This is a genomic window from Reinekea sp. (assembly GCF_982785585.1).
The window spans coordinates 1-20,283 of the sequence record NZ_CEYAVF010000039.1 but is presented as its reverse complement, the minus strand read 5'-3'; the positions used below and the strand labels follow the sequence as shown (position 1 = coordinate 20,283).

Here is a 20,283-nt window from a genome sequence, read left to right as displayed (position 1 = left end):
CGGGTTATTGCCGTCCGGACCAATGACCTCTAGGGTCGAATGGTTGCGCGGCGCCCAGTTGTTGCCACAGAAGAGCCGTTTTTTCGTTGGTTTGGGGCGGCAGGACCAGCTGCACCGCGGCGTATAGATCGCCCTGCTGGCTCTTATCGATCAGGCCCTTGCCTTTGATACGAAAGCGTTTGCCCGCCGGGGTATTGGCTGGAATGGTCAGGGTGATGCTGCCGGTTAGGGTCGGCACCGTGACCTTGGCGCCCAAGGCGGCCTCCCATGGGGCGAGCGGCAGGGTGACCAACAGGTCTGTGCCCTGCACGCTGAACACCGAATGGGCCGCGTACTGGATCACCAGATACAGATCGCCGGCCAAGCCGCCCTGTTGGCCGGGCCCACCCTGGCCTCGGACCCGGATCCGTTCGCCCTCGGTAGCGCCCTGGTGGATCTTGACGCGCAGATGTTTCTGGCTTGGGCTCCGGTCGGCTTGACTGGCGGGCAGGTCGTATTCGACGGTGCGGGTCAGCTCGGCGAGCGTCTCTTCCAAGCTTAGGGCCAGTGGAAGTTCCACATCCTGGCCCTTCACGGGCTTGGGTTGAGCCCTGCCGGAACTGCCAAACATCGAATTAAAGAAATCGGAATAATCGCCTTGAGCGCTGCTCGGTCGAGCTCGACTCTGCCAGCCCGGTGGTGCACGAAAACCATTGGGTTGTTGACCGCCATAGCGGCGCAGTTCATCAAATTCGGCGCGTCGGTCGCTGCTCTTTAAAACCTCATAGGCTTCGGCGGCGGCCTTAAATTTATCGCTAGCACCCGCTGCGGGATTCTTGTCGGGATGGTATTGGCGTGCCAGTTGGCGATAGGCCAGCTTAATGTCGGCATCACTGGCGTCGGGTTTCACCCCCAGTATCTTGTAGTAGTCTTTAAAGTCCATCGCGTGGCCCAAATAAAAAAAAAGCGCTTAAGGCTAATTGGCATCAGCCTAGGATCGGCCGGATTGCGCCCCTGTCAGGGGCGCTGTGCTAACGTCTCGGGAAACTAAGGCTCGATGCCCTTGAGAAATTTAAACAGATCACTGTCAGTTGATAACACCAGGGTGGTGTCTTGACCGATGATCGTTTGGTACGCCTGCAGGGTTCGAGTGAACTCATACAGGTCGCGCGATACGTCGCTCTGGTTATAGGCCTGAGCATAGATTTCGGTCGCCTTGGCGTCGGCCATGCCGCGAATTTCCTCTACCTCACGATAAGCCTCAGACTGGATTTTATTCAGATCACGAACGCGGTCACCCCGGATTCGAGCGGCCTCACCATTACCTTCGGACAAGAATCGTTCGGCAATCTGACGTCGTTCACTGATCATCCGGTCATAGATTTTCGGCCGCACGCTGGCGTTGTAGTTGATGCGCTTAAAGCGAATGTCGAGTAATTCAATACCGAAGACCTTCACTTTTTCAGCCGCGGCGCGGAATATTTCATCCTCGACGCCCTGACGTCCCTTGCTAATGGGAACCAGGTTGCCCATGTTGGCGGTTCGGTCGTCGCCGGCCAACAGTTCATCACGCAACGGCACACGATCTTTGGTGGTACGAATTATTTCGATCAATTCGTGTTTAGCCACCGCGTTGCGCGTTTCACTGCCGAGTATGTCGTCCAAGCGTGATTGCGCGCTGCGCTCATCTTTCAGGCGCAAGAAGTACTGCAACGGTTCGGTAATGCGCCAGCGCGCAAAGAGGTCGACTGAGATGTAGAGCTTATCTTTGGTCGGCATATCGGACGGTTCGCCGTCCCATTCCAGGACCCGCTTGTCGATCGCATTCACGTCTTGGATGAAGGGCGTCTTGAGGTGTAAACCGGCACTGGTGACCGGGTCGCCGACTGGCTTGCCGAACTGAGTAATAATAACCTGTTCAACCTCATCGACGGTGTAAAAACTGCCCTGCAGCAAGATGACGACGACCGCCACAGCTGCCAGAGAACCGACTTTCATTACACTGCTCATGGCTTCGCTCCCGACTCGCTAGTGAGGTTTAAGAAGGGTAAGAGACCGCGGGTCTGTTCATCGATAATAATCTTCGATTTTATCGTGGGCAGAACCTCCTGCATGGTTTCGATATAGATCCGGCGTCGGGTTACTTCCGGTGCCTTCTGATATTCCGATAACAGAGCATTAAAGCGGGCGGCGTCACCTTCGGCTTCGTTGATGCGTTTTAAGCGGTAACCGTCGGCTTCTCGAATACGCTGATCTTTTTCACCTTCGGCCAAGGGAATGACCTTGTTGTAGTCTCGTAGGGCCTCGTTGATCAGCTTTTCTTTCTCCTGCTGGGCCTGGTTGACCTCGTTAAAGGACTCCTGCACCGGGCGCGGCGGATTGATATTCTTCAATTGCACCTGATCGATGCTGATGCCCATAACGTATTTGACGGCCAGAGCCTGCATCTTAACTAACGCTTCGGACTCGATTTCCTGGCGACCAATGGTGATCACCTCATCGACGGTGCGGTCACCGACCACTTCACGCATGACCGATTCGGACACATAACGTAACGTCTCGCTCGGCTCCCGAACTTCGAACAGGAATTTCACTGGATCGGCGATGCGATATTGCACCACCCATTCAACCAACGCGGCATTGAGGTCGCCGGTGACCATCTGGGTTTCCAGCTGACCATTGGTACCGCGGCCACTTTGAAATGGGTCGGTTGAGCCTGGGGTAGCGAAACCAAATTCCTGCTTAAGCTGACGCTTAACCGGTACGATGGTGGCTTTATCGATGCCCAATGGGAATTTGAAATGCAAACCCGGTGGTATTTCCTTGACGTACTTACCAAAACGTTGCACTACGGCAACCGAATCGCTGGGCACAGTAAAGAGCGAGGTCCAGACGCCCACGCCAAGCAGAAATACCAGTAATATGACGAGAATGTTGCCGGCGCTGCCGCCGCCTCCGCCGGGTAATGATTTCTTTACCCGGTTGATTCCGTCGCTGATCAGTTTATCGAGATCTGGTGGGGGTTGGTTGCCGTTTGACCACGGGTCGCTACGGTAGCCACTATCCTGTTGAGATGGCATATATATGTCCCTCCATCGATGGCAAAATTAATTTTTCGCACAATACGCGATGTGGGGCTGCTATCGGTAAACACAAGGGCCAAACACAAGCTTTGGACCTAGTTCGGTGGGTCGATCCGATCCGGCTGGGAGCCGTTCAGGCGATACCAGCCGGCAATCGAATAGCGGTCGCGCCGGGCCGGCAGGACCTCGTGCGGAAAATCCTCACTGATAAAGGCGACCACCGTACCAAAGGCGGGTGTAACACGGATACCCTCCCAATCTGTGCTGTCTTGATAGATCACCAGCTCACCGCCGTCGGCCGGATTCCAGTCTCGATTCAAATAGACAATCAAAGAAATAACCCGGTTGGCCTGGCCCTTAAACGCATCGACATGGCGTTTGTAAAAATCACCGCTGGCATAATGGGCAAAGTGGCTTTCGAACGAAAATAGGCCGAGGAACAGCCTTCGATTGAGATAGGTCTGTAAGCCCTTTACCCACTGCAGCCATTGGGCCCCGGCGTCGGAGTTGCCCTCGATCCAGGCAATCTGGTTGCTGCGCACAAAGCCGTTCAAGCTGTAATCCTGTTGGCGACCGACGCCGGCGGCCGAAAACGCCACTTCAGGCATCTGCTGCAGATGCTCCAGGAGATTTTCCGCCAGCCCTAGGGGCAGGGCAAAGGGGTTGATACTGTAACCCTTGTGCAGCAAATCGCGACTGATATTCTCAAACAATACTAGATGGCCACTATCATCAAAACGGCCATCGGCTAGGGTCAATGCAGTCAAGGATTATCCTTTTGAGTCCGGTTCGGACCCCTGTGTGGCAGGTCGCAATGGCAACCTGTGGGTAATGGATTAATGAAGCCGGTCTTTATCGATTAAAGGCTTATCAATCAGCATTTACTGCGCTGGCCGGCACGTTGGCCAGATAGGACATGACCTTAAGAAAGGCCGCTACCGCTTCTTTTGGTGCCGTTTCCGACAGGGTATGATAACCCGATGTGGGTATCTGTACCGTTGTGCCAATCACCAAGCCCTTAGACGCGGCAATGATTCGCCCCATTTCGGTGGAACCTAAGGAACCTGGTGGCAGGCCCTGCGCAACCAGCAGGTTATTTTGTGCCTCAACAAAGGTGTCCTTGTATTGAATGGGGATGGCCAGCTGGTGGCAAACTTGCGCCAGTTGAGCGGTCAGTTCGGCACTGAATTGGGCGTTCGCGTCCTTGTTGCGCAACACCAATTGCTGTTGTTGGGCGCTGGCGAAATCGGGAAAGGGACTGGTGTCGACTACGATCAGTTGGTTGGTCGAACCGCCGAAACGACGAAACCACTCCAGCAGATAGCGCCAACTTTTACCGGCCTCTTCCTGAGCGGTAAAGAAGGCAGTACCTTGAAAGCCACACTCAAACAAATAGACCAGTGCGGCGACGGTGAGCACATTATCGAGTTGGCCGACCAACGCCTCATCGGTGACCCGCAACTTATCAAGAAAGGCCACCGGGGTGCCCGCGATAAGATGCTCTAAGCCGGCGACGGAAAAAATCAGGTTGTTGCGATATTCGCAAATATGGGCCTCTTGGATGGTGCCTTTGCCACGATAGGTGCCCGACCAGGGTTCATAGGCATAGACCTGTTCGCCGTCAAAGCGGTCAACCACCTTGCGCATCAACTGTTCACTGACCGAATTGCCGAGCAGATCGGAGCGGGCCCCAGCGACGAAGGCGGCAAATTGAAATTCATTCGGCCCGGTGCAGATTAATCCGTGGCGATCCATATGGGCGGCCAGATAGAGAGAATCCGGTTGTTTGCCCTGCGCGACCAGTAGCCCTTCATACCAGGTTACGGTAGCGCCGCGCTCTTCCAATTCGCGCTGTAGCACACGGCAAAAGGAATGCTCTGCGCCAACCACGGATGGACTGCGCATCAATAGGGCGAGCAGGTCAATAAAGGCCGCCGGCAAAGTGGCTGCGCTGAGTTCAGTTAAAGGGTTGGTGTTCGTTTGCGAGGTCGGCATCGGCATGGCTCTATCGGTAGTGATCAGGTCTGGGTGGGCGGACTCACTGGGGCCGCCCGATTAGCGGCCCCGGTGGCGCGTTCAATAAGTTACGTTACTGTGCCGATACGGCGTCATAAATATCTTCATCAAAGGCATCGGGGCTGACCACCAAGGCCTCTTCGTCGAGGTTGGGAAAGACGGCCAGGCTCAGGCCATCGCTCAGCAGACCCTCGGTCCAGCGCGCTTGCCAATCGCTTAGGCTGATGGCGGTGACGGTGCAGTCGGCCCACTCGTCCTTGACCCAAGCGCTCGCGCTGCTTTGGTGCGGCCAGACCGGGACGCAGTCGTCGCCATCGCTGTTTAACAACACACTGCCGCCGTCGCCAACCAAGATCCACAGTTCGCCGCGTGCGATCAGTTGCTGCACCAGATAATCGTAACGCTTATCCGACGCTTGAGTTTCCAATTGGGCTAATAGGGTCTGATCGATAGGTGCGGTCATAGGGTACTACTCTAAGGCAAGAAAGCGGCGATTATGCCGTGGTGCTTGACCAAGGTCGAGGCAAGATTTTCGTCACGGCCATGGGCCGATAATAAGACTCGTGAGCCGCATCAATCTGGAGCGCAAGCAATGGACCATAGAGTGGCCGCGATCTGGAATCGCGGCCTTGAGCCGACGCAGGCGTTAGCCTCGCTCGGCGGCGTTCAGGTGGCCGAGGAAGGTCGTGACATCTGCTTCGCTGGTGCGAAAGGAGGTGACCAGTCGGACCACCTCATCGTGCTCGCTCAGGTTGAAGTGACTGGGCACAAAATGCCGCGGCCACTGATAAAAAACTGCACCCTGAGCGCGCAGCTGTTCGATCACTGGGCTCGGCAAAATAGCAAAGACCTCATTCGCGGCGACCGGCCAAATGACCTGGCTGGCCGGGCATGCCGCCATACCCTGTTCCAACAAGGTGGCCATGCGGTTGGCATGGGCGGCCAGCTCGAGCCAGTGCCCGTCGTTAAGCCAGGCACTGAATTGCGCCCCAAGCCAACGGCCTTTAGACACTAGGTGACCGGAACGCTTGCGCAGGGGCACCAGATTAGCGGCCAGGGGACGATTGAAAAACACGATGGCCTCGGCGCTGAGAGCGCCGTTTTTGGTCGCGCCGAGGCTCAGTACGTCGACTCCTGCCTGCCAGCTGATGGCCGCCGGATGGCAGTTCAAGCCGGCCACGGCATTGGCAAAGCGCGCGCCGTCCATATGGACGGTTAGGCCATGTTGATGGGCCACAGCGCACAGCGCGGCCAGCTCTTCGATGCTGTAAACCTGACCCGATTCGGTGACCTGGGTCAGGCTCAGGACCGCCGGCTCGGCATTGTGTGGCGGGTGGGCAGAGCCCTGGCTGAGGTATTGGCTCAGGGTCTCCAGGCTGAGTTTTTCGCGCCCGGCGTCGAGCCCAATCATGCGCGCGCCGCCGGTAAAAAACTCCGGCGCGGTCAGTTCATCATTCAGGATATGCGCCTGGGCATGACACAGGATGATCTGCCAAGGCGAGCTCATGCAAGCCAGCGCTAAAGCATTCGCTGCCGTGCCGGTACTGACAAAGAACACCTCGGCCGGGCTGTCAAAGGTAGTTTGAATCGCGCGAACGGCCTGTTGGGTCCACTCATCGTCGCCGTAGGCGGCGGAGATACCCTGATTCGCCTGTGCTAATGCGGCAAAGACCGCATCGGATGCGCCACTTTGATTATCACTGCCAAAATACATACTAAGATCCTTCTCTTGGGTTGGTTGAACCGCCGGGCTGGCGGGTAGGGACCGGTCGGATGTTATCGCTAATTCAGCTTGAAATACGCCACCGTCCAATCGGCCATAGATTAGCAGCTCGGCCTGAGCCACGACCAGAGCCACGACGATTTTTTTTCCGTTCAGACCATTAAGCTAGCACTGAACCAGTAGCAAATGCGTTGCCATGAACGGCCGATTGGAATTAGGATTGGAATCTGACTTAACCCGGAGGACGCACGGTGACGATCAGTGAATTTGAACTCAAACGTTGTGCTCGGGTCCTGGACCAATACCTAGTGCTCAAGCGGCCCGCGGCACATCTGCGTCATGAGTTCGATATAGACTATCGAATAAGCGGCCAAAGCGTTGAATTGTTCGAGACTCGGGCCGACCCGCGCGATCCTGCTCTTAGGCTTGAAAGCGGCTTGGCTAAGGCCGTATTTGTTAAAAAAGACCAGTGCTGGAAAATCTATTGGCAACGGGCCGATCTGAAATGGGTGCGTTACGACTCGCACCCAATCGTCCGACAATTAGATGACTTCATCAAACTGGTCGATGAGGACAGTCACGGTTGCTTTTACGGCTAGCGCGATCTTGCTTCGATCGTCAGGCCGCACTGGCCCAAACCCTGATAGTGCAGCTGAATCGGTGTCGCCAGCGGCATCTCAATCAGCCCGGCATAGGTGCCGGTGATAATGGCCTGGCCGGCGCTCAAATCGACACCGCTCTGGCTGAGATAATTGACCAACCAATAGAGCGGCCGTTGCGGCAATTCATTCGGGTGCACGCCAGCCAAGGATTGGGTCTGCTCCGGCAGTTCAAAGCGGATGGTCATGGTCATGCATTGGTAAGCCGCGACACGGTCAATAACCGGACCCAAAAACAAACCCTGGTTGAGCAGGCCATCGGCCAATTGATCGAGAAAGCCAACCTGGGCATCGCCGGCGTAACGCTGTTGCACCAATTCCAATGCCATATGGCAGCTGCCTACGGCGGCATCGATCTCGGCTGGAGTATAGGCGGCCGCGCGTGCCGGTAAATCAGCGCCCAGCACAAAGGCAATTTCCGGCTCAACCAGGGCGCGTCCTTGTTCGGGCTCTACTGTGCAGGTCGAGCCGCGAAAAACGGTGCGCGCGAAAATCGGCGCCAGCACCAGTTTATCCTTACTGGGCAGCGCGCATTTCCAACCGGCGACGGCATCGGACTGCTGAGCAATTACCTCGCGCTGAATGGCCAGTGCCGCCGCCAGACTGTGCGGTCGAATGGCATCGGGTAAGCGGGCCATGGGTTGTTGGGTGGCGCGCCCCGCTAATAGGAGGGCCGCCGCCGATCTGGCCGTTTCACGGTCTATTGCTTGGCCGTGCGGTATATCAGGGTATGTCATAGAATTAACGATCCCAAACCTAAGAAGACGACAAAGCCGACTATATCGGTGACCGTGGTCAGCACCACCGAGCCCGATAGGGCCGGATCCAATTTGAGTTTACTGAGCACGATCGGGATGACCACGCCGGACAGCGCACCGGCGCAAATGTTCACCAGGATGGCCAGGGCAATCACCACGCCAATCATCGGATTGGCAAACCAGATCGAAACGATGATACCCACGGTGATGGCCCAGATAATGCCATTCAAACCGCCCACGCTGAGCTCTTTTTTAAGCAGCGCGCGGCGGTTGTCTTTGGTCACTTGGCCGAGCGCCAAACCGCGAATGATCAGGGTGAGGGTTTGGCTACCGGCGATCCCGCCCATACTGGCGACAATCGGCATCAAAACCGCTAAGGCGACAATTTCCTGCAATGTGATGGTAAAGAGGCCGATAAACCAAGAGGCGGCGAAGGCCGTTAACAGATTGATGCCGAGCCAAAAAGCGCGGTTCTTTGCGCTGGTGACCACCGGCGAGAACAGATCCTCATCTTCATCCATACCGGCGCCGGCCATGATCTGACCTTCGTAATACTCATTGACGATTTCACTGGCCGTGCGTACATCCATGCGGCCCAGCAGCAGACCCTGGGCATCGACCACGGGTAGGGCTGAGTAGCCACTCTTCTGGACCCGAAAGGCCGCGTCGACGGCGCTGTCGGATGCCGCAATCACTAAAAATTCGTGCGGGTCTGGCTCACTCAGGTCGGTTAAGGGCACATGGTCGGGGGCGCCGATAATATCGCCGATATGGACCGCGCGGGAAAAATGCCCAGCCCGATTGATCAGGAATACGGCGTCGACATGGTCGGGAAGTTCTCGCCGCAACAGGCGCAACCCATCCCGCACCTTGGCGTTTTGCGGCAAGATAAGTTGATTGTGATCGACCCAGTGCCCGGCCAGCTCATCGGCGTATTTTTGCGCCCCTTCATAATATTGGCGCTGCTTGGAATCCATTGCCTGTAAAGCCCGATCGACCAAGCGATTCGGCAAGGAGTCGGCCAACTCAACCAGATCCTCGGCGTCCATCTCTTGGAATAAGGCATCCAGCTCGTCGAGTGACATGGCGTCGAGCAATGTTTCACGCGGATCGCCGCGCATTACCACAAGAATGTTTAGACGACTGGCGGTCGGTATTTTTGCCCAGCGCTCGAGCCGTTTATCGAGCGGCAACGATTCAAGGATTAACGCGACGTCGTCAAATTCTTGATGCACCAACATCCTGCCAATGAGCATTTCCTGCTCCTGGCTCTGTACATCAATGGTGTCGTCAACTGGATTCAAAAATTCGTCGGCCAAGCGCAGGGCATCCTTCTAACATGGGCGTTGCAAGCAATGCAGCGCCGGTCGAAAAAGAGTGATTATAGGGCTATCGAGGCGGAAAGATATGTCCCCGTGTCATTTTCAGTATAGCCCTGTGCAGGTCTTTGCTGTGCTACGCGCTCAGCTCGCCGATGCGTCCGGTCAATTGTTCGATGGCTGCCAAGGCCGTCAGCCGGACGCCCTGTTGTTGCAGTTGCGCGAAGTCCTTGGCTTGAGCCTCGCTATAAAAGCGTTGATGCGCGGTTTCAGCGTCTTCCTGCAATAACCACAGCAGTTTGGCGTGACCGGCCAGGATCAGGTTGCCCTCATTCATAGCGCCGATTGGGAAATCGCAAACGATAGTCAGATCGGCCGATTCAACCATGGCCTGGGCCTGGTCGATCGCGTCTTGATCGATTGGGGCGAAGGCGGGCACCGCAATATGGCGCATACCGGTGGCCGTCCAGAAGTCGGTGTCGGAGTCCTGTTCATGACCGATGCCGCCGCTCACCGTGACGCCGCGTTGCAACAACCAACGCGCCAAGGCGACCGTACTGCCTGCCCCACCGATCAGATGAACATGCAGGGGCACCGCTATGGGTGCCTGTTTTACCGGCAGTACTGTGACCGTGCCGGTCACCGGATGTTGGCTGACCGTGACCTGCTGTTGATACAGTTGGGCCATATTGGCCTGGGTGATCACCTGCTCCGGCGTACCGCTGGCAATCAATCGCCCCTTGTCCAAGAGCAGCAAGCGGTCACAAAATACCGCGGCAATATTTAAATTATGAATGGCCACCAAGGCGGAATGTTGGTGCTCGCAATGGCGCCGCAACAGGTTCATGAGTTGCGCTTCATGGCCGATATCCAGGCTGGCGGTGGGCTCATCCAACAACATCAGCGGGGCCTGTTGCATCAGGATACGAGCAAACTGGACCAGCTGATTCTCACCCCCAGACAGCTCGGTGAGCTTTCGGTCGAGCAGATGGGTCAATTCAAGTTGCTCGGCCAGTTCGGCCACGTCGTTGCGTAGCACCTGGGCTGACGGGATCTGACTCGCCTGCCGACTGTGGGCGCCGAGGGCGATGACATCGCGCACTAGAAAGGGTAACGACGGGGCCGAATGTTGTGCCATATAACTGATGCGTCGGGCGCGTTCGGGATGGCTCAACGACGCCAAGGGCGTATCCGATAGACTAATGTGCCCTTCGGTCGGTTGGTGATAATCGACCAAGAGCTTCAATAGGGTACTTTTACCCGCGCCATTGGGGCCGATTACACCGACCAGTTCGCCCGGTTCCAGGGCAAAGCTGAGGTCGCGCAATAGGGCCCGATCTTGGCGATAAAAGCCGAGCTTTTGGACCGATAAGAGCGGCGCGTTCATGCCAGTTTCCCCTGTCGCTGTAACCGAACTATTAGGAAAATAAAGTAACTGCCACCGAGCACGGCGGTGATAATGCCGACCTTGATCTCATGGGGCGCTATTAGGGTGCGACCGATCAGATCGGCGGCCAGTACCAGCCAGGCGCCGATAAAGGCAGATAGGGGCAATAGTAAGCGGTGATTGGGGCCAAACAGTAGCCGCACCAGATGCGGCACCATCAGGCCGATAAAGCCAATGGGTCCGGCAATTGCGATGGCTAGGGCGGTCACCACGGAACAGAGAATCAGGGTGCGGCGGCGCGTCTGTTCGACATCGAGCCCCATGCCGTGGGCATTTTCTTCCCCCAAGGAAATCAAATCCAAAGCCTTGGCCAGGCGGATCAGCAGGCTGCCAAAGAGTATTAAAAAGGGTGCCGGCCAGAGTACATGCGGCCACATCCGGCCTTCCAGTCCGCCCATGGTCCAAAAAATAAACTGGCTGATCTCATATTGTTCGGCGAGCAACAGGGCCGCAGAGGTGGCGCCGGTGAGCAGGCTGGATAAGGCCAGTCCAGCCAAGATGATAAACAGCAATTGCTGGCCCGCCTCCGAGCGCAACGCTAGGGCGTAGATCAGGGCCGCACTGATTAAGGCGCCGACGATGGCGTAGGCCGGTAAAACCAATGGATGGAGCAGCGCGGTGCCGGTGGTAATGGCCAAGACGGCGCCCAGGCTGCTGCCGGCACTGATGCCCAATATATCGGGGCTGGCCAGCGGATTTCGAAATAAGCCCTGCATCGCCGCGCCGGCTATAGCCAGGCTGCTGCCCGCCAATAGCCCAGCCAAAGCTCGTGGTAGGCGAATGTGCAGCAGGATGGCGCTGGTGCGCGGAAACAGCTCGCGCGCACTATCGAGGTCGCCCAACAAGGCATACTTGATCACGGACAGCAGCTCACCGATCGGCAACGCCACGGCGCCCAGTGCCAGATAGGCCAGCAAGAGGAGGGGGCCACTGGCTAGTAATGCAGCGATCAAGGTGGGTCGAAACATGCCTAACATTGCCGGCCGCCTATGGTAGATCGTGGCTGAGTTGGTCGCTGACATAGCGAATTGTGCGAACTATATGGTGACTGTAGGTGCCGCGCAGTGCGCCTGGAATTTCATAGACCCGTCGATTTTTAACCGCCTGCACATCTGCCAGGGCCGGGTCGTTAATAACTTGTTGGTAAAAGGTATTGCTGGCCGGATCTGCGCCATAGAGGCCGCCGGGCAAGAAGAGGACGTCGGGGTCGATCTTGATGATCAATTCTTTCGACATGGCGACCTGACCAAAGTCACCCTGCTCATAAGGGGCTGTGCCGTTGATCAGGCCCACGCCATCTAGAATGGCCTGCCAAGTAGTGTCTGCACCACTAGCGGTACCCCAACTGTTATAGTCCAGAGCAACCCATTGTTGCCGTTCGATGGCCGCCTTTTGTTCGGCCAGTGAGGCTAGGTCGCCTTGCATGTTAGCAATCAAGTCAGCTGCCTGCGTGCTGCGATTGAGCAGCTCGCCCAGCTTGGTAATTTCAGCTTCGATCGCCGCCAAAGTAAAGGGGGTATTAACCAGATAAACCTGGATGCCGGCTTGGCGCAGCTGAGTGACCTTGTTGATCTCGCTCCAGTTGGCGGCAAAGACCAGGTCGGGAAAGTTGTTGAGGATCGGCTCAACGTAAAAATCGAGCTGGGCCACGCCCTTGGGCAGGCGATCGGCAATATTGGAGTAATTTGGATCACTGGCTAGACTGGTGATGCTGGTCAGGCGGTTGCTCGGCAGAATGGCGGTTAGGACCTCATCGGTAAAGAGAGTTTTGGAGGATATATTTTGCGGTTCACGCTCCAGCCTTATCGTCTTATTCATGCCATCGATACGGCTAATGGGGTAGGCCGTCTCGGCGCTAATTGGCCCGGCGAAGAAAAAAATTGCAAAAACTGCAACTATAGTCAAATTTAAAGGCATCTGAATCTCCTGTATGGCGCGTACAGTAATAAAATAGGGTTTGTTTCGTTCACGTCTTCTGGCTGATGACCCAAGAACTGTCAATTACAGTGGCGCGACCGCTGCGGTTTTACACCGCATTCCGTATGAACGAACGCGGATTTGACAGCGAAAGATCGGGCAAGTCAACCGGAAATCCGCCCAGTTAGGGAAACTCTCGCCTACTGGGGTGTGCCTAATGTCCCTATAAGGCCTATGGATAAGAATGAAAGGCTCTGTGATATTATGACACTCATATTACGACAATAGGATCTGGCGCCAGGTCGGTATCCTCATCAGTAAAGGACAACCCATGGCAATATCAGTAGAAGCGCACGCGGTCCATAAAAGGCTCCTCGAATTGGGTTTGGAAACGCCCGTGGTGGAGCAGAAATTAACCCCCGCGGCTCAGATTGAAAAGATAGAAGGCTTGATGCATCAGGTGATGGGTGCTTTGGCGTTGGACCTAACCGACGACAGCATGGCGGAAACGCCGCATCGAATTGCCAAAATGTATGTAAATGAAATATTTTCAGGGCTGGACTACAACAAGTTCCCAAAAATAACTCTTATTGAAAATAAGATGTCTGCGACTGAAATGATTCGGATCCGCGATATTGAGCTGACCAGTACCTGCGAACACCACTTTGTGACCATTGATGGCTTTGCAGACGTGGCATACATCCCGGGTCAGCGGATTATCGGATTGTCGAAAATAAATCGCATAGTGCGTTTCTTTGCGCAGCGACCTCAGGTACAAGAACGGTTGAATCAGCAGGTATTGGTGGCGTTGCAAACGCTACTGGATACTGAAGATGTGGCCGTGAAGATCAATGCCACCCACTACTGTGTTAAGGCGCGTGGCGTGATGGATAGCCATTCCAGCACTGAAACGCTATCGCTGGGGGGGCAGTTTTTGACCGATCGTGACCTGCGTCGGGATTTTGTCCGCTAACATGTTCCGCTCTGACGTCAGGCCCGTTCGGGCCTGATCATATAGCCTCTTGTTATTTCTTGCCGGTCATCGTAATGGACACCGAATCAGCAAAGCGCAAGGCGTGCGGTTTATCAACCGACACGCTGGCATAACTGACATCGGGGTGTTCATGGGCAATTGCCAGCAGGTCAGCCGCTAAACGCTCCAGTAGTTTAAATTGACCCTCTTCCACCAAAGCGATCATCTTTTTAGTGATCACCTTATAGTTGACGGCATTATTTTCACTGTCAGTGGCGCACGCCAAATCGGCTGGATAGTGAATTTCGGCATTGATAATCACATCCTGCTGTTTTTGCAGCTCTTCCGGATTAAAACCAATATAGGTGCGTAAGCGCAGATTCTTGATGTTAATGATGGCTGTTGTCATGTCTGTCCCGTTGGTTAGGTTGCTGTTTGCGGCGGATAATGAATTAGTTGCGGCTGATCGAACGGCCACCGTCAACCTTGATGGCAGTGCCGGTGATAAAGCTGTTGGCCAATAAATATTGTACGGTTTGGAAGATCGGTTCAAAGCCAGCCTCATGGGGTAACAGACTATCTTTGAGCACCTGTATTTTACTCTCAGCACTATGATCTGGTAAGAATTTTAGCGCGCCCGGTTGAATCGAATTGACGCGTACCTGCGGGGCCAGCAGCTTGGCAAAAGATTTCGATAGATTCTCCAAGCCAGCCTTGGTAGCGCAATAGAGGGCATAGTCTGAATTGGGGTTCTCGGCATAGATATCAGTCATATGAATGATATTACCGTTGTCTGAACGCGCCAAGGCGGCGGCCAATTCGGTGTTGAGCAACGCGGGCAATTGCATGTGGATATGAAACAATTGGCCGAACGCTTCACTCGAACCGGTGTCGACACCGCCGACAAAGAGTGAGGCATTGTGTATCAATAGATCCAGGGGTTGGGCGGCAATTTGTTGGCAAAAGGTCTTGATCTGATCCAGTTGATAATAGTCCAACGTGACGATATTAAGGCGCTCGCCACGCAAGCGGTCCAGTTCGGCGCTGCTGCTGCGAGTCAACACCGTGACCTGCCAGCCATCGGCCAACAGGTGTTCGGTCAGATATAAGCCGAGCCGGCGGCTGCCGCCGGTAATCAGTGCATGTGGCATAGAATCCTCAAAGCTGAAGTGATTGAAAACATAATCGGTTGAATGTACGAATAAGGCAATAGATTGGATGGCCAAAGAGTAGACCCGTGCGACTAAGCAAAAGGTGCTATGGCGTGCCGCCTTGAGGGCTGGTAACGTGTCGTCCCGATTTAGACGACCTAGTTTATGGAAATTACCGTAATAACCGTGAGCCTGCTGTTAGGCACTGGCCTGATCGCTGGCATTATCAATACCTTGGCCGGTGGCGGATCCAACCTGACCCTACCCGCCCTAATGATCATGGGCCTGCCAGCAGATATGGCCAATGCGACCAACAGGGTCGGGGTTATCATGCACACCATGGTCACCCTGCGCAGCTTTTCCCGGCACGGTAAGTTGCCGATGCAGGGCGCCAAGGGGCTGTTTGTGCCGGTATTAGTGGGCGGGGTGATCGGCTCAATACTTGCCTCTTACCTACCGGCCACCCTGCTCAAGCCCATTTTGTTGACCACTATGATCAGTATGTCGTTGGTGATGCTGTTTCGTCCCGGCATGGTCTTTCCCTCAGCTCATGAACAACCCCAGGCTCTGGTGCGCTGGAGCAAGTCCTGGTGGCTGCTGCTGCTGTCGGGTGTCTACGGTGGTTTTGTCCAGGCCGGGGTCGGCTTTGTCCTGATCGCTGTGATCGCCGGTGGGCTGCGCTACGATCTGGTGCGCACCAATGCGCTCAAGATCCTCTGTACCGGTACCTTTACCAGCGTGGCCTTGGCGCTCTTTATTTGGCGCGGCCAGGTGGTCTGGGTGCCGGGTCTTATCTTGGCGTCGGCGACCATGGCGGGCGGTCTTATCGGCGTGCGTCTAGCCTTAAACATTAGCCCATTGGTGATGAAATGGGTGTTGTTTGTAATGACGGTTGTAGTCAGTATTGCTGCACTGCTCTAATTTTGGCTGACCTACTTTTTCATAGCGGTTCGACGCGCAGATGACCGATATCGACCTTCACCTCGGGTGCTTGCCCAGTCAACGTCTCAATCAGGCCGCCGACGGGGGCTAGGCTTAGGCCATCGGTATTGACGCTGGGGATCGGCGACTCGAACCGGTCTGGCAACAACAGGTCCGCGCCGAGCGAGGCCACGGTCAAGGCGCTGGTATCGACAAGGGTCGGGGTAAAGCCGCGAGCCACGCCCAGGTCGACCCCGGGTGGCGCTAAATCCCAAGTTGGAACGATGACAGGCGCTTGTAGGGGCGGTTGGTGCTGTTCTATTAGATCGGGGTCATTTTCACCCGATTGGCTGTCGGTGAATCCGAGTGTATTATTTGCGACGGGCGGCTCCGCTTTGGCGTCATCCACAGATGTTGTTGGCGCCGTCCGGTTGGCCGCCTGATGGGGCCGGACAATTAACTTAGCACCAGCCTGCTTAAAAGCCGTCTGGTACTTAATGGCCGTGGCCTTATCGACCTGCTGCTTAATCAGCTGTTCTTGACCCGAAAAGAGCCTTGCCATATAGGCATCATTGGCCTTTAAGAGGACTTGCAGGTCGGCCTGGACGAAGTCGCGGAAAAAGCCGTCGACCAGGTCGCCCCGGAAAAAGAGATCGTACTGTTGTTCGGCCATAAACTATCTATCTTCATGAACTTACTAGAGTATAGCCTAGCGTAGCAGGTTGGCTTTAAAGCTGGGAACCTTGTGATGAATCCGACGGGAACTCTTACGTGAATCTAATTTTACTGCTGGCGCTGCTAGTAGGTACGCAAATTGGCCTGTCGGACGGCCTGATACTGCCGACTCTGGTGGCCGATCACGGTCAGGGTAGTTTCTTGGCGGTCTATACCGTCTTGAAGCTATTGTTTATCCTGCCGGTGCTGCAGGCTGAGCTGGTAGCGGGTCGCCTCTATCGAGTAACTCCGTTCGAATTTTCCTTTTCAATCCTCAATAAGACGACAACGCGCGTTCTATTTGGAATTCTGTTGACCGCCATTATCTTGGTTATGGCGACGAATTTGTTTAATACATCCTGGGCCCTTATGTTCGGCTTCGACGGTCTGCAGGGCGATCTGCTGTCGTTAAAGCCACTCGATCAGAATCTCTACTGGTTTGCTCAAAATCAAGACATCAGCCGAATCATGATCCTAGTCGTGGTGCAGGGCGTCCTGTTGGTCATGCTCGGTGGACTGGCCTGGCGCGTGATCGCGGCGATTTTCCTAGCCGTCGTACCCCTAGTAGCGCTCTTTATCGTCCTATCATTACCGAGTATTGGTCGAATGCTGCTGGACATGGCCTGGCCGGCGCTGTCTGTGGAGGATCTATTAGTGGCCATGCAGCACGCCCTAACCTCATCGATGGCTGGGCTATTGATCTGGTATGTGGTCGGCACCAATCTGTCCGATCGTTTACCGACCGGCCGCGTTATTATCGGTGTTCAGGCATTTGACGTGCTTTATGGCATGGCCATGCTCGCCATTTCATGGCAGTGGATTAGCGCCCAGGCCGTCGCCAATTTGGACGTGGGTACACTGTTACGGGCCTTGACCGCCAGTCTGTCAGATACCGTTCTGTTACCCTTTCCGATTGCCGTCTGGCTATTTTTTACCGCTTTGGTGGGCAGTATTAGCAGTTTGCCCCTGCTATTGTTGGTTACCCAGGAACGCCACGTTCCAGGTCGGCGCTGGTTACTGATGGGCACCATCGCCTCGGTCGTCGCCTTGAGTGGTGTCTTGGTTTATTCTCATGACCCAGATTCGCCCTTAATTTGGTACGGCAAGCCGGTATATCACTATGTGCAGCAGCTCAGTCAGGGGGTGATTATTCCCTTTATTACGGCTTCTATTGCGCTCTGGATTGGCTGGGTGGTCTGGCCCAATCGGGTATTGCTGCAGGTCAATCCGCACGGCGGCCTGCGTTATTTTCTTTGGCGGCTGGTATTAAAATTTGTCGTGCCGTTAGTGCTTGGGTTAGTATTCGTGCGCGCCACAGTGAGCCTGATTGCGATTGATCTATACCAGGCGCTGGCCTGCGTATGTGCCATTTTACTAATATTTCGCCTTTACTATTGGGTGAAAAATAGAGCCTTACTTCCCCGCATATGATTGAAATACATCGCTCCGCCCTAGTCTTGGTTTCTGCCGAACAACTCTATGACCTGATTAACGATATTGAACAATATCCTCAGTTTCTCGAGGGTGTGGTCGCGACTCGCCTGCTTGAGGCCAGTTCCACCGAGATGTTGGGCGAGTTGACCGTGCGCAAAGCCGGATTCGAACGGACTTTGGTGACCCGTAATACCCTGGTACGCCCGCTCTCGATTGCAATGAATCTAGTCGAAGGACCCCTGGACAGTCTAACGGGACTATGGCAAATCAAGCCATTGGGTGATGCCGGTTGCAAGGTCACTTTTGACCTAAGCTTTCATGCCAGCCAGGGCCTTAAAGCAGCGGCTTTTAGCCTGATGCTCAAACAGTTAGCGGACACCATGGTAAGTGCCTTTGTGGCGCGTGCCCAAGACCTGAAACCCTAAGCAAAAGTGTTAAGGAGCATGCAATGATCGAAATAGAAGTGGCCTATGCAACACCCGAACAGCAGCTGGTTCTGGCGCTTTCGGTGCCTGAGCATACCGATTTGCGCAGCGCCGTGCTGCTCAGCGGTATTGCTAAGACCTTTCCTGGCTTGAATGTCAGCATTGCCCCGCTTGGGCTGTTCGGGCGTAAGGTAGCCCAGCCGGAGGCTCAGCTGGTAGCAGCTGGTGACCGTATTGAAATATACCGCCCCCTGACTATCGACCCTAAGCAGGCACGCTTGAATCGCGCGGCTAAAACCAAGGGCGAGAAAGCGCAATCCCCTAAGGGCTAGGTGATCGGGTTAGTTTTGTTCAATGTTGGCAACCCGTCCGGCCGAGAAGTAGATGATCAGATTGGAAAAGCCGGTTGCCGAGTCATAGATTGGATAGACCCAGCGCACCTGGGTTTGCTCACCTGTCAACAGCGGACTGCCCAAGATAAAGGTCACCTGCTCGGGGGTCTGGCCGATAATCAGCTGATCGATCTGCTCGGGCCGAACCACATTGCCCTGACCAAGTTCAGCTTGGTAGGGTTGTAACATGCCACAGGCGGAGAGTGCGAATGCAACTAGGCACAGTAACCCAAAGTTTGATAGTCTGGCGCGCAATGAATTCATCCTTTTGTTCGCGGTAATTGATGCCGGACATTGTACACATTTATTCGGAGACGAGAAGGTGGCGACACAGAATCAAGATTTGAAAGATGCGGGCCTTAAGGTCACCCTGCCGAGGGTGAAAATCCTGCAGATGTTTGCAACCAATGATAGTGGCCATCTCAGTGCCGAGGATATATACAAAGCCCTGCAGGAGACCGGTGAGGACGTTGGCCTGGCGACCGTCTATCGGGTCTTAACCCAGTTTGAAGCTGCCGGCCTAATCACCAAGCATAACTTCGATGGCACCCATGCCATCTATGAATTGGCGACCGACGATCACCACGACCATATGATCAATATCAAGACCGGTGAGGTGATCGAGTTTGTCGACAGCTTGATCGAGCAACGCCAGCATCAGATAGCGGCTGAGCATGGCTTAACGATCGTCGGCCACAGCCTTGTCCTCTACGTCAAAAAGGCCGAGTGAATAGCAACCTGCCGCCGTCGGCGCACCGCTGAGCAAAACTGTCTTGGCCAATTGTGTGACGCGTTTCAGGTAATATTAAGGTTCAACGGCTATAATTCTGCTAACGGTCAATACGGCTAATCATTTTGAGGATCGGGCAGATGCATAAGCAGTTAACGGTTTGGTTGTTTTCGGTGATACTCGCAGGATTAAGTTTTGCCGATGTCCAAGAAGGCGATGCCTTCCCCGCGTTCAAAATACCCACTCTGGATGGCAAGGTGCTGGATACCGCTCAATTGACAGGCCGGGTGCTCTATGTGGATTTTTGGGCCAGTTGGTGTACCACCTGTAAGGAGTCCTTCCCTATACTGAGCGAACTGAACACCGAACTGCAGGGCACTAATGTGTTTTTCCTCGGTATTAACACCGATGAAGACGTGGCCTTGGCGAATAAATTTCTTCTTAAAACACCGGTCAATTTCTTGAATGTCTCCGATCGCACGCAAAAAATAGTCGAGTTCTTTCAACCCAAGGGATTCCCGACTGCCTATATAGTGGGCAAGGACGGCATTGTGCACACGGTTAAGGCCGGCTTCGCCGGCAAGGCCAAAACCAAGGCACTATTGTTGGAGTTGGCGGCTCAATAGGCCCTAGGCCGCGCGC

General features: G+C 55.0%; 24 protein-coding genes and 1 riboswitch. Of the genes, 8 read left to right on the top strand and 16 right to left on the bottom strand.

Going from position 1 to position 20,283, the window contains the following annotated elements:
* Positions 1-4: 4 nt before the first annotated feature.
* From AC4FIC_RS13620 to AC4FIC_RS13590, 7 genes are all read right to left on the bottom strand, one after another.
* Positions 5-922: a DnaJ C-terminal domain-containing protein gene (locus AC4FIC_RS13620; RefSeq protein ID WP_100258803.1), complete on the bottom strand. Its 918-nt coding sequence runs from the start codon at positions 920-922 to the stop codon at positions 5-7.
* 104 nt (positions 923-1,026) lie between these two features.
* Positions 1,027-1,977, bottom strand: a complete 951-nt coding sequence (hflC, locus tag AC4FIC_RS13615) for a protease modulator HflC (protein WP_100258257.1) — start codon at positions 1,975-1,977, stop codon at positions 1,027-1,029.
* An 8-nt stretch (positions 1,978-1,985) separates the two neighbouring features.
* Positions 1,986-3,059 carry an FtsH protease activity modulator HflK gene (gene hflK, locus AC4FIC_RS13610; protein WP_100258256.1) on the bottom strand — a complete coding sequence of 358 codons (1,074 nt, stop codon included), beginning with the start codon at positions 3,057-3,059 and terminating at the stop codon, positions 1,986-1,988.
* A 98-nt stretch (positions 3,060-3,157) separates the two neighbouring features.
* Positions 3,158-3,829 (bottom strand): 2OG-Fe(II) oxygenase, encoded by a 672-nt coding sequence (locus AC4FIC_RS13605; RefSeq protein ID WP_100258255.1) that lies wholly within the window; start codon positions 3,827-3,829, stop codon positions 3,158-3,160.
* Positions 3,830-3,932: 103 nt separating this feature from the next.
* Complete coding sequence (locus AC4FIC_RS13600; RefSeq protein WP_100258254.1) at positions 3,933-5,057, bottom strand: peptidase M42; 1,125 nt, start codon at positions 5,055-5,057, stop codon at positions 3,933-3,935.
* A gap of 94 nt (positions 5,058-5,151) precedes the next feature.
* Complete coding sequence (locus AC4FIC_RS13595) at positions 5,152-5,541, bottom strand: DUF2750 domain-containing protein (RefSeq protein ID WP_100258253.1); 390 nt, start codon at positions 5,539-5,541, stop codon at positions 5,152-5,154.
* A 183-nt stretch (positions 5,542-5,724) separates the two neighbouring features.
* Positions 5,725-6,936: a threonine aldolase family protein gene (locus AC4FIC_RS13590; protein WP_273283766.1), complete on the bottom strand. Its 1,212-nt coding sequence runs from the start codon at positions 6,934-6,936 to the stop codon at positions 5,725-5,727.
* A gap of 116 nt (positions 6,937-7,052) precedes the next feature.
* On the opposite strand from AC4FIC_RS13590, the gene AC4FIC_RS13585 reads away from it, so the two are divergent.
* Positions 7,053-7,400, top strand: a complete 348-nt coding sequence (locus AC4FIC_RS13585; RefSeq protein WP_287438829.1) for a DUF3024 domain-containing protein — start codon at positions 7,053-7,055, stop codon at positions 7,398-7,400.
* On the opposite strand, the gene AC4FIC_RS13580 is transcribed toward AC4FIC_RS13585, so the two are convergent.
* From AC4FIC_RS13580 to AC4FIC_RS13560, 5 genes are all read right to left on the bottom strand, one after another.
* On the bottom strand, positions 7,397-8,197 hold the full coding sequence (locus AC4FIC_RS13580; RefSeq protein WP_100258250.1) for a hydratase: 801 nt from the start codon (positions 8,195-8,197) through the stop codon (positions 7,397-7,399). The two genes, AC4FIC_RS13585 and AC4FIC_RS13580, sit on opposite strands and share 4 nt — an antisense overlap.
* Positions 8,194-9,537: a magnesium transporter gene (locus tag AC4FIC_RS13575; RefSeq protein ID WP_227003699.1), complete on the bottom strand. Its 1,344-nt coding sequence runs from the start codon at positions 9,535-9,537 to the stop codon at positions 8,194-8,196. Before AC4FIC_RS13575 ends, AC4FIC_RS13580 begins: the two co-directional genes overlap by 4 nt.
* 136 nt (positions 9,538-9,673) lie before the next feature.
* The gene (locus tag AC4FIC_RS13570; RefSeq protein ID WP_100258249.1) at positions 9,674-10,924 is read right to left on the bottom strand and encodes an ABC transporter ATP-binding protein; all 1,251 of its coding nucleotides are present in this window, start codon (positions 10,922-10,924) and stop codon (positions 9,674-9,676) included.
* Positions 10,921-11,961 (bottom strand): FecCD family ABC transporter permease, encoded by a 1,041-nt coding sequence (locus AC4FIC_RS13565; RefSeq protein WP_100258248.1) that lies wholly within the window; start codon positions 11,959-11,961, stop codon positions 10,921-10,923. The genes AC4FIC_RS13570 and AC4FIC_RS13565 overlap by 4 nt, the downstream gene beginning before the upstream one ends.
* 10 nt (positions 11,962-11,971) lie before the next feature.
* Positions 11,972-12,901, bottom strand: a complete 930-nt coding sequence (locus tag AC4FIC_RS13560; protein ID WP_100258247.1) for an ABC transporter substrate-binding protein — start codon at positions 12,899-12,901, stop codon at positions 11,972-11,974.
* A gap of 31 nt (positions 12,902-12,932) precedes the next feature.
* Positions 12,933-13,066, bottom strand: a riboswitch (cobalamin riboswitch).
* A 166-nt stretch (positions 13,067-13,232) separates the two neighbouring features.
* On the opposite strand from AC4FIC_RS13560, the gene folE reads away from it, so the two are divergent.
* The gene (gene folE / locus AC4FIC_RS13555; protein WP_273283774.1) at positions 13,233-13,874 is read left to right on the top strand and encodes a GTP cyclohydrolase I FolE; all 642 of its coding nucleotides are present in this window, start codon (positions 13,233-13,235) and stop codon (positions 13,872-13,874) included.
* Between the two features lie 52 nt (positions 13,875-13,926).
* Here the strand turns inward: folE and folX are convergent, their stop codons facing one another.
* Positions 13,927-14,283, bottom strand: a complete 357-nt coding sequence (gene folX, locus AC4FIC_RS13550; RefSeq protein WP_100258245.1) for a dihydroneopterin triphosphate 2'-epimerase — start codon at positions 14,281-14,283, stop codon at positions 13,927-13,929.
* A gap of 43 nt (positions 14,284-14,326) precedes the next feature.
* Positions 14,327-15,025, bottom strand: a complete 699-nt coding sequence (locus tag AC4FIC_RS13545; RefSeq protein WP_476194530.1) for an SDR family NAD(P)-dependent oxidoreductase — start codon at positions 15,023-15,025, stop codon at positions 14,327-14,329.
* Between the two features lie 165 nt (positions 15,026-15,190).
* Here AC4FIC_RS13545 and AC4FIC_RS13540 point away from each other — a divergent pair, with 165 nt between their 5' ends.
* A complete protein-coding gene (locus tag AC4FIC_RS13540; RefSeq protein WP_100258243.1) occupies positions 15,191-15,946 on the top strand; it encodes a sulfite exporter TauE/SafE family protein in 756 nt (251 codons plus the stop codon).
* A gap of 19 nt (positions 15,947-15,965) precedes the next feature.
* Here AC4FIC_RS13540 and AC4FIC_RS13535 read toward each other — a convergent pair whose 3' ends face one another.
* A complete protein-coding gene (locus AC4FIC_RS13535; RefSeq protein WP_100258242.1) occupies positions 15,966-16,619 on the bottom strand; it encodes a hypothetical protein in 654 nt (217 codons plus the stop codon).
* A gap of 98 nt (positions 16,620-16,717) precedes the next feature.
* Here AC4FIC_RS13535 and AC4FIC_RS13530 point away from each other — a divergent pair, with 98 nt between their 5' ends.
* From AC4FIC_RS13530 to AC4FIC_RS13520, 3 genes are read left to right on the top strand one after another with little or no spacing between them, the layout of a single operon-like run.
* Positions 16,718-18,091, top strand: coding sequence for a hypothetical protein (locus AC4FIC_RS13530; protein ID WP_100258241.1), 1,374 nt, complete (start codon positions 16,718-16,720; stop codon positions 18,089-18,091).
* Positions 18,088-18,519, top strand: coding sequence for a type II toxin-antitoxin system RatA family toxin (locus AC4FIC_RS13525; protein WP_273283779.1), 432 nt, complete (start codon positions 18,088-18,090; stop codon positions 18,517-18,519). Before AC4FIC_RS13530 ends, AC4FIC_RS13525 begins: the two co-directional genes overlap by 4 nt.
* 23 nt (positions 18,520-18,542) lie before the next feature.
* Positions 18,543-18,851 (top strand): RnfH family protein, encoded by a 309-nt coding sequence (locus AC4FIC_RS13520; RefSeq protein WP_273283781.1) that lies wholly within the window; start codon positions 18,543-18,545, stop codon positions 18,849-18,851.
* A gap of 9 nt (positions 18,852-18,860) precedes the next feature.
* Here AC4FIC_RS13520 and AC4FIC_RS13515 read toward each other — a convergent pair whose 3' ends face one another.
* Complete coding sequence (locus tag AC4FIC_RS13515) at positions 18,861-19,100, bottom strand: outer membrane protein assembly factor BamE (protein ID WP_158524400.1); 240 nt, start codon at positions 19,098-19,100, stop codon at positions 18,861-18,863.
* Positions 19,101-19,233: 133 nt separating this feature from the next.
* Here AC4FIC_RS13515 and fur point away from each other — a divergent pair, with 133 nt between their 5' ends.
* Complete coding sequence (gene fur, locus AC4FIC_RS13510) at positions 19,234-19,641, top strand: ferric iron uptake transcriptional regulator (protein ID WP_227003698.1); 408 nt, start codon at positions 19,234-19,236, stop codon at positions 19,639-19,641.
* Between the two features lie 140 nt (positions 19,642-19,781).
* Positions 19,782-20,267 carry a TlpA family protein disulfide reductase gene (locus AC4FIC_RS13505; protein ID WP_100258237.1) on the top strand — a complete coding sequence of 162 codons (486 nt, stop codon included), beginning with the start codon at positions 19,782-19,784 and terminating at the stop codon, positions 20,265-20,267.
* Positions 20,268-20,283: the final 16 nt, after the last annotated feature.